This window comes from Psychrobacter sp. D2, assembly GCF_013608135.1.
Classification (GTDB): domain Bacteria; phylum Pseudomonadota; class Gammaproteobacteria; order Pseudomonadales; family Moraxellaceae; genus Psychrobacter; species Psychrobacter cryohalolentis.
In genome coordinates this window covers 351,046-364,803 of sequence record NZ_JACDXZ010000003.1, presented here as the reverse complement: position 1 = coordinate 364,803, position 13,758 = coordinate 351,046, and the positions used below count along the sequence as shown (strand labels likewise).

Annotated in this window: 13 protein-coding genes; 12 read left to right on the top strand and 1 reads right to left on the bottom strand. The window is 41.2% G+C overall.

The features are described 5' to 3' along the window. Positions 1-416: 416 nt before the first annotated feature. From clpA to H0262_RS06260, 10 genes are all read left to right on the top strand, one after another. On the top strand, positions 417-2,954 hold the full coding sequence (gene clpA / locus H0262_RS06305) for an ATP-dependent Clp protease ATP-binding subunit ClpA (protein ID WP_181210107.1): 2,538 nt from the start codon (positions 417-419) through the stop codon (positions 2,952-2,954). Between the two features lie 137 nt (positions 2,955-3,091). Next, positions 3,092-3,829: a uracil-DNA glycosylase gene (locus tag H0262_RS06300; protein ID WP_181210106.1), complete on the top strand. Its 738-nt coding sequence runs from the start codon at positions 3,092-3,094 to the stop codon at positions 3,827-3,829. Then, positions 3,830-4,423: a tRNA adenosine(34) deaminase TadA gene (gene tadA, locus H0262_RS06295; protein WP_181210105.1), complete on the top strand. Its 594-nt coding sequence runs from the start codon at positions 3,830-3,832 to the stop codon at positions 4,421-4,423. Positions 4,424-4,600: 177 nt separating this feature from the next. Further along, positions 4,601-5,356, top strand: a complete 756-nt coding sequence (gene cmk / locus H0262_RS06290) for a (d)CMP kinase (protein WP_181210104.1) — start codon at positions 4,601-4,603, stop codon at positions 5,354-5,356. Positions 5,357-5,665: 309 nt separating this feature from the next. Further along, the gene (rpsA, locus tag H0262_RS06285) at positions 5,666-7,357 is read left to right on the top strand and encodes a 30S ribosomal protein S1 (protein WP_011513998.1); all 1,692 of its coding nucleotides are present in this window, start codon (positions 5,666-5,668) and stop codon (positions 7,355-7,357) included. 317 nt (positions 7,358-7,674) lie between these two features. Next, on the top strand, positions 7,675-7,983 hold the full coding sequence (locus tag H0262_RS06280; RefSeq protein ID WP_041753160.1) for an integration host factor subunit beta: 309 nt from the start codon (positions 7,675-7,677) through the stop codon (positions 7,981-7,983). Positions 7,984-8,151: 168 nt separating this feature from the next. Beyond that, positions 8,152-8,580 carry a LapA family protein gene (locus H0262_RS06275; RefSeq protein ID WP_181210103.1) on the top strand — a complete coding sequence of 143 codons (429 nt, stop codon included), beginning with the start codon at positions 8,152-8,154 and terminating at the stop codon, positions 8,578-8,580. Positions 8,581-8,655: 75 nt separating this feature from the next. After that, positions 8,656-9,354: an orotidine-5'-phosphate decarboxylase gene (pyrF, locus tag H0262_RS06270; RefSeq protein WP_181210102.1), complete on the top strand. Its 699-nt coding sequence runs from the start codon at positions 8,656-8,658 to the stop codon at positions 9,352-9,354. 122 nt (positions 9,355-9,476) lie between these two features. After that, a complete protein-coding gene (locus H0262_RS06265; protein ID WP_259275416.1) occupies positions 9,477-10,274 on the top strand; it encodes a metallophosphoesterase in 798 nt (265 codons plus the stop codon). 165 nt (positions 10,275-10,439) lie between these two features. Further along, the gene (locus H0262_RS06260) at positions 10,440-11,276 is read left to right on the top strand and encodes a histidine phosphatase family protein (RefSeq protein ID WP_181210100.1); all 837 of its coding nucleotides are present in this window, start codon (positions 10,440-10,442) and stop codon (positions 11,274-11,276) included. A 128-nt stretch (positions 11,277-11,404) separates the two neighbouring features. Here H0262_RS06260 and rpsT read toward each other — a convergent pair whose 3' ends face one another. Beyond that, positions 11,405-11,671 (bottom strand): 30S ribosomal protein S20, encoded by a 267-nt coding sequence (gene rpsT / locus H0262_RS06255; RefSeq protein ID WP_011513993.1) that lies wholly within the window; start codon positions 11,669-11,671, stop codon positions 11,405-11,407. Positions 11,672-12,199: 528 nt separating this feature from the next. Here rpsT and H0262_RS06250 point away from each other — a divergent pair. Next, complete coding sequence (locus H0262_RS06250; protein WP_181210099.1) at positions 12,200-12,901, top strand: NAD-dependent epimerase/dehydratase family protein; 702 nt, start codon at positions 12,200-12,202, stop codon at positions 12,899-12,901. 272 nt (positions 12,902-13,173) lie between these two features. Beyond that, the gene (gene rraA / locus H0262_RS06245; protein WP_041772578.1) at positions 13,174-13,689 is read left to right on the top strand and encodes a ribonuclease E activity regulator RraA; all 516 of its coding nucleotides are present in this window, start codon (positions 13,174-13,176) and stop codon (positions 13,687-13,689) included. Positions 13,690-13,758: the final 69 nt, after the last annotated feature.

Below are 13,758 nucleotides of genomic sequence, written 5' to 3'. Positions count from 1 at the left end.
TTAAGCACAAACTTGCTCTGCACCTCTCTTTTTTAAACTAGCTTAGACTTTCTTATATAGTCGCTTTTCTCATTACTGCGTGTCTTTATTCTCTTTTTACATTATTCAAATTTTTGAATTGTCTGTAGCTTTAGTACATGCGCTCTATTATTGTTGAATAAATATTATCATTGAAAAATGGTCTAGGGACACTTCGATACATTTTAGTATGTGTTAATAGATTGACTATATCTGAGTATCATGTTGAGATAAAGAAAAGTGAGGATCATAGCCAAGCCATAGAAGCCATTATTTAACAGCGTCATTTAATAATACTCATATTGCCCTTGAACAATCCATCCACCGCCCTGATTTACTTACTAACTCATTCATAAAGCTATCAATTATAAAGATAGGTATAACCGTAGGAAGTCGTTATGTTAAGTCGTCATCTTGAAGTTTCTTTGCGTTTAGCAATGACACTTGCGCGCCAAAAATCGCATGAGTATCTCACTGTTGAACATCTTTTACTGGCACTCTTAGAAAATACGCACGCTGCCAACACATTGACGGCCTGTAATGCAAATGTCTCAGCACTACGTACTGAGCTTGAGGCTTATATTAATAAGCATACTCCAACGGTCGATCCTGATACTGAGCAATCCCCGCAGCCGACCCAAAGCTTCGATCGTATTCTACAACGGGCAATTTTTCATGTGCAGTCTATTGGTGGCGGTCGTTTGGTTGAAGGGTCGGATATTCTGGTGTCGATGTTTTCAGAACATGATACTTATGCGGTTTATTTGCTCAAAAAACAGGGCATCAGTCGTCTTGAGCTGACTCAGTATCTATCACACGGTCAAGATAAAGATGAGCCATCTGAGCCACGTGCTTCTATGACGGGAGAGCGCCGTAGTAGTGCCTCAGAAAAAACCAGTAAAGATCCATTGGTTGAGTTTGCGACCAATTTAAATCAGCGTGCTGCTGAAGGTAAAACAGATCCATTGATTGGGCGAGGTCCTGAGATTGAACGCGCCGCGCAAGTTTTGTGTCGCCGCCGCAAAAATAATCCACTATTGGTCGGTGAACCGGGTGTTGGTAAAACCTCTATTGCTGAAGGGTTGGCGTGGTTGATTATCAATGATAAAGCCCCGAAACCACTCAATGGTTGCGTGATTTATAGTCTTGATATTGGCTCATTGATTGCGGGTACTAAATATCGCGGCGATTTTGAAAAACGTATGAAATCGCTATTAGATGCGCTGAAGAAAAAACCCAATGCTATCTTGTTTATTGATGAGATTCATATGATTATTGGCGCTGGCTCATCAATGAGCAGTAATATGGATGTGTCTAACCTGATTAAGCCAGCACTTGCCAATGGTGAACTGCGTTGTATCGGTTCAACCACTTTTACTGAATACCGTCAAGTGTTTGAAAAAGACCATGCCTTATCGCGTCGCTTCCAAAAGATCGACGTGAAAGAGCCAAGTGTTGATGATACGATTGATATTTTGCGTGGTCTGAAACCGCGGTACGAAGAGTTCCATAATGTTGTCTATACTGATGAAGCACTAGTTACTGCCGTTCAATTGTCAGCGAAACATATCCATGAGCGTTTTTTGCCGGATAAGGCCATTGATGTTATTGATGAGGCTGGCGCTTATAAGCGTTTAGGGGTCGTGGCTGATGCAGACGATATAGAAGCGGAAGAAAGTTTCATTGCTGATATAGAGCAAGAGTTTGATGCACAGATTGAGGTTGATATTGACGGTCTCGACAGTGATACTTATGGTGATAATGAAATGCAGGATGAGGCAGATGTTGCGAAAGCCAATGATCGTGCAAAATCGTCTGTTGATAAGAAAGCAAAAGGGAAGCGCGCTCCGATAAAAATTGATGTAGCAGATATCGAAGCGATTGTTGCCAAGCTTGCACGTATTCCGCCCAAGTCAGTATCTAGTGATGATAAGAGTATTCTTCAGCATCTAGATCGTGATCTTAAGCATCTGGTATTTGGGCAAGATGAAGCGATTGCGACTCTAGCAGATGCGATTAAGTTGTCTCGTGCTGGTCTGAAAGCACCAGATAAGCCAATCGGCTCATTTATGTTTGCTGGTCCGACAGGGGTTGGTAAAACGGAAGTTTCTCGTCAATTGGCAAATCTGTTGGGTGTTGAGCTGGTGCGCTTTGATATGTCAGAGTATATGGAAGCACATACTGCCTCACGTTTGATTGGTGCGCCTCCAGGCTATGTGGGTTATGATCAAGGTGGTCTATTGACTGAGAAAATCAATCAGCATCCGCATTGTGTGTTATTGTTTGATGAGATCGAAAAAGCGCATCCGGATGTCTTCAACTTGTTATTACAAGTGATGGATCACGGTACATTGACGGATAATAATGGTCGGGTTGCTATCTTTAAGCAGGTCATTGTTATCATGACGACCAACGTCGGTGCTGAGAGTATCAGTCGATCTTCTATGGGCTTTACCCAGCAAGATCATAGCCGTGACAATACAGAATCACTCAAGCGTGTGTTTACTCCGGAATTCCGTAACCGTCTTGATGCTATTATCCAGTTTAATCCGCTTGATACCTCAGTCGTTGTATCCGTGGTTGATAAATTCTTGGTTGAGTTACAGGTACAACTTGACGATAAGCAAGTTACTTTAGAGATTGATGATGAGGTACGTGATTATCTGGCAGCTAAAGGCTATGATCGCTTAATGGGCGCACGTCCAATGCAGCGCCTGATTCAAGACGAAATCAAAAAGCCTCTGGCAAATATGATTCTATTTGGTGATTTAGTGAATGGCGGGGTTGTACATTTAACCTTGGAGCCAGAGGCATTAGATGGTGATACTGTGAAGCTCGATAAGTCGTCAGATAAAGGGTCAGCGGATAGCCGTATTATATTGACTGTTGTTGAGACTCATGAGCCACGTCCAGACTCCGAATCATTAGCCAGTTAGGTTATTTTTCGCACTATGATAAAAACGGTTACTGCGGTAACCGTTTTTTTATTGCTAATATATATGACAACGCAACCCTAATATTTTGTTAATATCAACCTTAACGCATCCTGATAACAAATAAAAAAGGATTCATCATGGAATTATTTGACGTACAACCCACAAAAACAGTCGCGCAAAAGCAAGCGATTCTCGACAATGTACGCTTGCCAGAAGATTGGAAGCAGGCGTTGTCAGAAGAATTAACTTCTGACAATATGGATAGCTTGCGAGCTTTTTTAAAAGAAGCCTATCAGTCAGAGGATGGTATTTATCCCCCAGCACAGCTGATATTTAATGCGTTTAATTTGACACCTTTATCACAGGTGAAAGTTGTTATCTTAGGGCAAGATCCTTATCATCGTCCTGGACAGGCAATGGGGCTGTCCTTTTCTGTCCCTAAAGTTATCCCAAAGCCACCGTCACTTAACAATTTATTGAAAGAGATGGCGGACGATATTGGCATCAAACCTTCAGCACATGGTGATTTAACGTATTGGGCACAGCAAGGCGTATTATTGTTAAATAGCTCTTTGACAGTAAGAGAAGGCGAACCAAACAGTCATCAAAATCAAGGCTGGGAGAAGTTCACTGATACGGTTATTGATGTTATTAATGAGCAGACTGAACATACTGTGTTTATTTTATGGGGCAGTAAAGCTCAGAAAAAAGGCAAGTATATCAATACTGATAAACATCTGATTTTGACGGCAGTACACCCATCACCACTTGCTGCTAACCGTGGTGGTTTTTTTGGTTCTAAGCCGTTTTCAAAAACCAATGATTATCTGGTGCAATATGGTCAAACGCCTATCGACTGGCAATTACCACAGTAAATGAAAAATTTTCTAAACGCTAGTTTATTGCCTTGCCAGCTAATACATAGTCCATTTACTAATGGTAATCCGCTGATAGGTGAGCAGATTAAAACAGCTCTATTTTGGTCAGTTGAGGATATCAAGTGGATGAAAGAGGCGCTAAAACTTGCCAAGCAAGGCGCTGAGAAAGAAGAGGTGCCAGTAGGAGCTGTCTTGGTACATAACCAGCAGATTATTGGTCAAGGATTTAATGAGCCGATTGGACGCTGTGATGCGACGGCTCATGCTGAAATTGTAGCGTTAAGAGATGCTTGTACACGCTTAAAGAATTATCGCTTGCCCCTAAAGACGACCTTATATGTGACTTTAGAACCCTGTACCATGTGCATGGGTGCGATGATTCATGCACGTGTAGATAGGCTAGTATATGCAGCGCATGAGCCGAGAGCAGGGATGCTTGGTAGTCAAATGAACTTGGCTGAACAGCCTTTTTATAATCATCGTATGCAAGTCGATGCAGGCTTGTGCGGTGAGCACAGCAGCCAGATGCTCAAAGATTTTTTTCGACAGCGTAGAAAAGTGGCAAAAGCCAATCGCAAGATAAGCGATTAACAAGATATGGTTCTTGCTGCTAGTGATAGGTCGCTTTGTTTGCTATAATATCGCCCTATTTACTTGTTAATAGAGTGATTTTCTTATAATGCTTTGATAAGTAAGTGGAAAATGCCTTATTTATACTTTTATGATTATTTATGTGGTTATAGAAAGTACCGACTTTAAGTGAGTATTATGACTGTTGCCAACCCTAACGCGAGTACTAACAGTGAGAAGCCTTCATTGCGTTATCCTGTTATTTGTATTGATGGGCCAAGTGGCGCAGGTAAAGGCACAGTTACATGGCGATTAGCACAAGCTTTAGGGTATCAGCTACTTGATTCAGGTGCGTTATATCGTATCGTTGGACTTAAGGCGTTTGAAGCTGGATTGATTACTGCTGATGCAAGCCAAACCATTGATGAGATGGCTGTATTAGCGTTAACTCAAAGCTTAGAGATTGGTTTTGTACCTAACAATGCATCAGGACGTGTCGATATTATCGTGAATGGTGATGCAGTAGGTGAGCAAGTTCGTAATGAAACGGTTGGCGGTTACGCATCACAGATAGCAGTATTTCCAAAAGTTCGTCGAGCATTGCTAACGCTGCAACAAGATATGGCAACTCGTTCAGGATTGGTTGCGGATGGTCGTGATATGGGTACAGTCGTGTTTCCAGACGCTGACGTTAAGGTGTTTTTGACTGCCAGTGCTGAAGCGCGTGCCGAGCGCCGTGTAACACAGCTACTAAATGCTGGTCAAATAGCAGATTTTGAAGCGATTCTAGCGACGATTAAAGCCCGTGATGATCGTGATGAAAATCGTACAACGGCACCATCAAAGCCTGCAGCAGATGCGCTACTATTAGACAGCTCCAATTTAGATGCTGATGCGGTTTATGAGCAAGTAAAACAATATTGTCAGGTTAAAGGTATTTGCTTCAATAGCTAATAATAACAAGTTAGTAAGTATGAAAAGGTTTCCTATAGGATTGATTTTAGTATAAAATTACAGTAGTAGACGCCAATAATCTTTAGAAAATAATGGAATCTACTGTTTAAAGGTCATAATTTAAAAAATATAACGCATTTTAATATAAGACAGTTGTTGCTAGTGAGTTTGCTGACGCATTCGCTTATTAGCAACAAACGTTTTTATATATGACTGCATAGGATATAAAACCAGTATTCTCGTTTTATACAGTCATAAATTTGATCCGTACTGTGCTGGACAGGATACGGCTATACAAAGGTAGACATAATGGAATCATTTGCTGAACTATTTGAAGCGAGCATCGAAGAAACAGGTCTGGATATCGAGCGTGGCTCGGTTATCACCGGTACTGTTGTCGCCATCGATAACGACTGGATCACTGTTGATACGGGTCTAAAATCTGAAGGTATCGTCGCTCGTGAAGAGTTTTTAAGCGAAGAAGGCGAACTTGAAGTTGAAGTTGGCGATACAGTAGACGTAGTGGTTGAAGCGGTTGATAACGGTATGGGTCAAACCTTACTGTCACGTGAAAAAGCCAAACGCGTTGAAACTTGGAATTTCCTTGAAAAAATCTCTGACAATGATGAGATTGTAAAAGGTATTATTTCTAGCAAAGTAAAAGGCGGCTTTACTGTAGATATCGGTTCAGTACGCGCTTTCTTGCCAGGTTCATTGGTAGATGTACGTCCTATCCGTGATACGACGCATCTAGAAGGTAAAGAGTTAGAATTTAAAGTTATCAAACTTGATCAAAAACGTAACAACGTTGTCGTTAGTCGCCGTGCCGTTATGGAAGCTGAAAACTCAGCTGAGCGCGAAGAGCTATTGAACAAGCTTGAAGAAGGTATCGAGATTGAAGGTATCGTTAAGAACCTAACTGATTATGGTGCATTCGTTGATCTTGGTGGTATTGATGGTCTATTGCACATCACTGATATGGCATGGCGCCGTATTAAGCACCCATCTGAGGTTGTTGAAGTTGGTCAAGATCTTAAAGTTAAAGTACTTAAATTTGACCGTGAGCGCAATCGCGTCAGCCTAGGTCTAAAACAACTAGGTACTGATCCTTGGGATAACGTTGGCGGCACATACCCAGTGGGTAGTGTGGTTAAAGCTCGCGTAACCAACCTAACTGATTATGGTTGTTTCGCTGAAATCTCTGAAGGTATTGAAGGTCTAGTACACGTATCAGAGATGGATCATACCAACAAAAACATCCATCCGTCGAAAGTTGTTCAAGTGGGTGATGAAGTTGAAGTAATGATCCTTGATATCGACGAAGAACGTCGTCGTATCAGCTTAGGTATCAAGCAAACTCTAGCTAATCCATGGGATGAGTTTGATAAGAAACATGAGCGCGGTGATAAAATCACTGGTACGATCAAATCAATCACTGACTTCGGTATCTTTATCGGTCTAGATGGCGGTATTGATGGTCTAGTTCACTTGTCAGACATTTCTTGGAATGAAACTGGCGAAGATGCTATCCGTAACTACAACAAAGGCGACACCGTTGAAGCAATGGTATTGTCTGTAGATTCAGAAGCCAATCGTATCAGCCTAGGCGTGAAGCAATTAACGTCAGATCCATTTAACGAATACCTAGTCAACAATGACCGCGGTGCTATCGTTAATGGTAAAGTAAAAGAAGTAGACGCTAAAGGCGCTACTATCGAACTTGCTGATGAAGTTGAAGCGTATCTACGTGCCTCTGAGATTCAACGTGACCGCGTTGAAGATGCGACTAAGCATCTAACTGTTGGTGATGATGTAGAAGCGAAAATCATCAGTGTTGATCGTAAAACACGTAACATCAGCCTGTCAATCAAAGCGAAAGACGAAGCTGAAGAGCGTCAAGCGATTAAAGAGTTAAGTAGCACAACTACGACTAGTACTGCTGCTGGTTCTGATGCACAACCAAAAACGATTGGTGACTTGATCAAAGAACAAATGCAGTAAGCTATTTACCGCTAATGTTATGATCTTATAAAAGAAAGCGACTCCGGTCGCTTTTTTTTATGGCTGAATTTTAGTATTAACGATAATTGATACAGTTTTTTCCTTGATAGAGGAACTCTTGTTTCCAATTTCCTTCAATATCCGCTATCATTTACAACATCGAGTAACGAGATGTAAAATTAGACCCAAGTCATTATAAATGAACAGATATTTAGTCAACAATCGCGTGGTTGTCAGCTAATATTTTATAATATCTGTGGTAATCATTTTAGTTATTTCCATCATCTTATCTATCAATGAACAAGGCAAGTATGATAATGCAGCAAACAATCAATAAGTCCGAATTTATTAGTAATCTGAGTGCAAATTGTGACACGATGACAGATACCGTTGTCGATGATGCCGTACGCGAGATATTAAACTTGATGACTCATACGCTCGCCAATGATGGTCGAGTAGAAGTTCGTGGGTTTGGCAGTTTTTGTCTTCATCATCGCCGTGCTCGTATGGGTCGTAATCCTAAAACGGGTGAAAGCGTACCAGTACCTGCAAAAGCAATTCCGCATTTTAAGCCAGGCAAAGCATTACGCGAAGCCGTAAACGAAAAAGTAGCAGGCGGACAGTAAGTTAATTGAAGTAATATAAGATATCCTACCGATATACTACTAAAGTATGAGCCGATTTTTCTTATTATACTAACCCTTTTATAACGTAGTAATATCAATCAGTATGGCTTAGTTTTTATCCATTTATCTGTTCTATTAAAATCTGTTAAAAACTTAAGGGGACGTCTGATGCGTATTTTATTATTAGTGCTGCTATTTTTGAGCTTCGCCTACTCGCTAGGTTTGGTATTGGCAAATAATACTGAAGTTGGCGTCAATCTTTTGTTTTCGCAAGCACCAACGATGAATTTAGGCTTGCTAATGATACTTTGCCTCATACTTGGTATCGTTATAGGTATCTTGTTAGCACTGCTAATTTTCCGTGTTTTGCAAAATAAGTGGGAAATATCGCGTCTACAAAAGGCAAATACCAATTTGCAAGAGCAGATAACCCAAGCCAATATGGTGATTGATCGTCAAGCGAATGCGCCTACTTTAGAAGAAGCTGTTTATGGTGCAACAGCGGTCAATGTACAGGATACGACAATGCCCAATGCTCATCCCAACGCTAATGTGCATGATGGGTCAAGTTTGACCAAGCAAAAACGCGATTACTAATAATTTGTAATATGCATTTTCACTGCTGATTATAAATATAATAATTTGATAAACCTGATATAAAGAAGCATAACAATGAACAACGCAATTAATTCTCCTGTCATCGTTGCATTAGATAATATGACAAAAGATGCCTCTCTGGCATTAGCTGACCAATTAGATCCGGCATTATGCCGATTGAAAGTAGGTAAAGAGCTGTATACCCGGTGTGGCCCTGAGATAGTCAAAGCATTGCATCAGCGCCAATTTGAGGTTTTTTTAGACCTTAAATTTCATGATATCCCCAATACCACTGCACAAGCAGTATTGGCTGCGGCTGAGCTTGGTATATGGATGGTCAACGTCCATGCAAGTGCCGGCTACGATGCGATGTCATTGGCAAAACAGCGCTTGCTAGATAATGATTTTGACACGCTACTGATTGCAGTGACTGTCTTAACATCTATGGACAATGAAGCACTCAATCAAACGGGCATCACCGACGGCTTAGAGGCACAAGTGAGCCGCTTAGCACAATTAACCAAGCAAGCCGGTCTCGATGGTGTAGTATGCTCAGCACAAGAAGCAAAGGCATTAAAGACATTATGTGGTCAGGACTTTAAACTGATTACGCCTGGTATCCGTCTGCTAGATGATAATACTGATGATCAAAAGCGTATTTGTACGCCAAAACAGGCATTACTTGATGGCTCTGATTATCTGGTGATTGGGCGCTCAATTACTCAAGCAGTAGATCCTGCAGCGAAATTACAGTTAATACTCCAAAGTCTCTAACTTTTCAATTAGATACTTCAGTCAAAAAGTAAAAAGACAGCCTAATCCGCTGTCTTTTTAGTTTTTGTCGCTAGATGAAAAGGTGCTAAACTATTTATGTTTATTTAATGATATTGGCTGCTATGAAATTACAGATTTTGAGTGACTTACATATTGACAGTTATATACGTCAATCCCATCCGATAGGGCATATCCCCAAAACCGATGCAGACATCGTACTGGTGGCGGGAGATACAGCAAATAGCGATATTGGTATGCCATGGCTACAAGAGCAAGCAGCGCGCTTACGAGTCCCTCTAATCACTATCGCTGGTAATCATGAGTACTTTAATGAAGACGTGCTGCATTTTGATAAAAAGCTGGCGACTTGGGACAATTATGATAGTGAATCAAAGCAGGGCGTACGATTTTTGCAGTGTCAGCATATTGATGTCGGAGAGGTGCGCATTTTAGGTTGTACGCTTTGGACAGATTATCAATATCAAGCCAATGAAGAGACTAGGGCAGTAGCAATGCGATTTATGCGTGACTACAAACAGATCTATGCCGGCAGCGAGCTGTTTTCACCTGAAATGTCGATACAGATTCATGCTAAGCAGCGTCAATGGCTTAAACAAGCGTTGATAACGGCAAAAGCACTGGGCAAAAAAACCGTGGTAATGAGTCATCATAGCATCAGTCCATTATCTGTCTCTGAGAAGTATGCTGAGCTACCAAGTAATGCCGCATTTATCAGTGATTTATCAAGCTGGATGTATGAAGAGTGGGCACCAGCACTATGGGTGCATGGGCATACGCATGAAGCATTTGATTACCACATTCATAAGACGCGCGTTATCGTCAATCCGCGTGCTTATCCAAATGAGGTTAGTAGTACGGCATTATCGTTTACATGGGATAGAGTAATTGATATCAGTTAGTCAAACGTAATAATTATGAGTCTTTATTTTTTGATTTCACCGTGTCATAGCGTTTCAGTTCTCATAAAATTAACGGGTCTGCTCTCAATATATTTGCTTTAGATTATATTGCGATTGGACTTATATTTGGTTCATTCCTGAGAGAAAATCTGATAGGCTTATGTGATGAGTAAACTTCCTAATAACACCACATCGAGCCTATCCACTGAGAAGCTTGCGAGTCATACTCCAAGTGCACCAGCGCCCTCACATCTTCCTGATAGTATGATGTCGTCGGTCAGGTTGTTACCTGAAGATAAGCGCCTGATTTTATTTACCAGACATTCCCTGCGTGAGCGCTCTGATGGTAATGGCTTTGCCAGTTATCAGCTGCCATTGACACCCAAAGGTCGTGTATTGGCAAAATCTTGGGGTCGTTGGTTGGCAGGACATCTGCCGTATTCGCTCGATGTTGATAGCATCTCAAGCCCGATTGGTCGCTGTCTTGATACGGCGCAGCTGATGCAAGAAGGGGCAGGACTAAGGCGTGATATCGCGCACCAGTCATTGTTGGTTGAGCCTGGTAGCTTAGTGACCGAACCTGATATTGCAAATCCCATCTTTAAAGAGATTGGTGTTCTCAATTTTATCAATCGATTCTTGCAAGGCAATCTTGAAGGCACTAAAAACGCTTATCAGGGCGGTCTCGATATTCTATCGCTTTTTTATCAAAATCAGCCGCAACACGGGCATCTAATGCTCGCTGTCAGCCATGACACTTTGTTATCTGCATTCTTAGCGGTGATGTTTGATGTTGTTGAGATTGATTGGAACGATTGGCCAAAAATGATGGAAGGGGTATTTTTGTGGTTTGATGACAAGCCATTCGAGCAGGCAAGTGCGTATTTTGTCTGGCGCGGTGAAGTTTATGTACGTCCAATACACACTTTGCTTGAAGCCTACCGTACCGCTGGCTTTCATCCAAATAAGCTATTATTGCCACCAGAAGTAAAATGGACATAAGCGTTATTTACGAAATTATTAATTACTTTTGATCAGGCATAAAAAAACCTTGCCCCAGTATTAGAACCAGTGACAAGGTTTTAGTTATGATGTTATCGAAGCATCATACGGTCTAAACGCAACCAATCTTAAGCTAGTAAGCCTTTGATGGTTTTGTTTAGGCGGCTCTTACGACGAGCAGCTTTATTCTTATGAAGAATACCTTTGTCAGCCATACGATCAAGAACCGGTACCGCTTTTTTGTAAGCTTCGGTAGCCGCGTCATAATCTTTAGCAGCGATAGCCGCGTCAACACGTTTCAAATAAGTACGAACCATAGAGCGTTGTGACGCAGAGTTCTGACGACGTTTGGTGTTTTGACGGGCGCGTTTACGAGCTTGTGCAGTATTAGCCACGCGAATCTCCTTGATAAAGACAGATAAAATTATGAATGTGGATTGCAATAAAGGGTTTAACCATCATCGATAACGAGCAGCCGTCTCGCCGAACATGATGTCGATGCCTACTATTAAAGTATCTGATAGTAATAAATCATCGCAAGCGCCAAAACTGTTTGGAATAATTAAACAGCGTTGACGTGTAAAGCTGGTTATCTTAGCAAATTATCGCCCTTAGGACAATAAGTTTGATGATTAATGCTCAAAGAAGTTACGGCATTACGTGGATGAGCGGGATTTTATGCCTTTAATAGGTATTTATAAAGGTATTTATCATAATATTGAGTGAGTATTTGAGTCTAAACGAGCGTATGAGCTGAGTAAAACTGTTTGCTGATAAAATCTCTTACAATAAATCATGCATAATAGCCTCGATGATTGATTAATTTAGGTATGATACTACAGTGGTCAGCGTCACCGACGGGCTTTAAAAAGTCACATTTTTGACGATCATAAGTATTCCAACACTCTATAAATGGATAGGATATGCAGCGAAAAGCAATGGTAATAGGTGCAACGGGATTGGTCGGGCAACATCTTGTAAAGCAGCTGAGTGAGATTTATGACACATTGATTGTGATTGCACGGCGTCCTCCTCGCTACATCAATGCGAGCATGCGTTTTTATCAGGTGAATGATTTTGACAACTTAGCTGAAATCTTTACAAGCATTGGCGCTGATCGAAAAACGGATGCTTTTAGTTGCTTGGGCACCACCAAAAAACAAGCGGGTAGTGATGAAGTTTTTCGCAAGATTGACCATGATTATAATGTTGGTTTCGCCAAACTTTGCCAAGAGAAAGGCGTTGAAAACTTCTTTTTATTGTCCTCGATGAATGCGGACATCAACAGTCGCTTTTTATATAATCGCGTAAAGGCTGAAACGGAAGAGTCCATAATGGCATTAGGGTTTGCCCAATTGGTTATTTTCCGTCCGTCGTTACTACTTGGTAAACATAAGGGTCGTCCGCTTGAAAGTCTGGGACAAAAAGCCTTTCAGCTTATCTCGCCATTGGTGTCCGAGTCATTATCTTTACATCCTATTTCAGCTAAGCGTGTCGCTAGTGCCATGGCGATGAGCGCCCATGATATCTATCATCGCAGTAAATACCGCAGCGAACCCGCGATTAAAACCACTGATATTATCGAAAATAAACAGATGCTTGCGATGACCCGCGTAAAACATTAAGCTATTAATCAGATAACTTTTACATTTATTACTATAGTAAGCTCAGTATAAAAACGATACAGCGGGACTAGAATGAATTTTTTGCAGCCTCTGTCTGCGCAGGCACAGCAAGCTAGAAAAATTTATACTAGTGCCGCGTCAAAACATGATGTATCGGTTTTATCTAGGTAAACTATACTATAGTAAATAGCCTAAGTAATATTTAGGTTTAATAAGTCAGAACAATTTAACCATAACAGACAAGGAGTCTCACCATGCCAGAATCAGCAACAATGACTAAAGAAAACTTTGTAACTTGTGATTTATTAGATGCCAATCCTGAATCACAGGTATGCCTGCCTAATATCGAAGGTAAATCGTTTTATAGTTTTGGCGGTAAAGATAAATTCTGCGGTGAGATTGTGACCGTCAAATGTTTTGAAGATAATAGTCGCGTCAAATCGTTGCTTAACAGTGATGGTAAAGACAAAGACGGTAATGGCAAAGTATTGGTCGTTGATGGTGGCGGATCTATGCGCTGTGCGCTGTTAGGTGACATGATTGCACAGTCGGCTATTGATAATGGCTGGGCAGGGGTCATTGTATATGGCTGTGTTCGTGATGTTGATGATATGGCAGCAATGGACATCGGGGTCATGGCGCTTGGTTGTATCCCGCGTAAATCAAATCGCCGCGATGAAGGTCAAACCGATCTTGAAATCAGCTTTGGTGATTTAACGCTAAATTCTGGTATGTTTGTCTACGCAGACAATAACGGCATTATCGCTAGTGACAAGCCATTAATTTAAAGACAAAGTCTGTTTTTGAAGAATTCCCTATAAAGACCTTGGCTCGCAAGCTAAGGTCTTTTCGTTTAT

Coding starts and splice junctions, on each gene's coding strand:
- H0262_RS06275 (WP_181210103.1), top strand. CDS start 8,152: ATGCGTATTTTATTATTAGTGCTGCTATTTTTGAGCTTCGCCTACTCG.
- clpA (WP_181210107.1), top strand. CDS start 417: ATGTTAAGTCGTCATCTTGAAGTTTCTTTGCGTTTAGCAATGACACTT.
- rpsA (WP_011513998.1), top strand. CDS start 5,666: ATGGAATCATTTGCTGAACTATTTGAAGCGAGCATCGAAGAAACAGGT.
- H0262_RS06250 (WP_181210099.1), top strand. CDS start 12,200: ATGCAGCGAAAAGCAATGGTAATAGGTGCAACGGGATTGGTCGGGCAA.
- tadA (WP_181210105.1), top strand. CDS start 3,830: ATGAAAAATTTTCTAAACGCTAGTTTATTGCCTTGCCAGCTAATACAT.
- cmk (WP_181210104.1), top strand. CDS start 4,601: ATGACTGTTGCCAACCCTAACGCGAGTACTAACAGTGAGAAGCCTTCA.
- H0262_RS06260 (WP_181210100.1), top strand. CDS start 10,440: ATGAGTAAACTTCCTAATAACACCACATCGAGCCTATCCACTGAGAAG.
- H0262_RS06300 (WP_181210106.1), top strand. CDS start 3,092: ATGGAATTATTTGACGTACAACCCACAAAAACAGTCGCGCAAAAGCAA.
- H0262_RS06265 (WP_259275416.1), top strand. CDS start 9,477: ATGAAATTACAGATTTTGAGTGACTTACATATTGACAGTTATATACGT.
- H0262_RS06280 (WP_041753160.1), top strand. CDS start 7,675: ATGCAGCAAACAATCAATAAGTCCGAATTTATTAGTAATCTGAGTGCA.
- rraA (WP_041772578.1), top strand. CDS start 13,174: ATGACTAAAGAAAACTTTGTAACTTGTGATTTATTAGATGCCAATCCT.
- pyrF (WP_181210102.1), top strand. CDS start 8,656: ATGAACAACGCAATTAATTCTCCTGTCATCGTTGCATTAGATAATATG.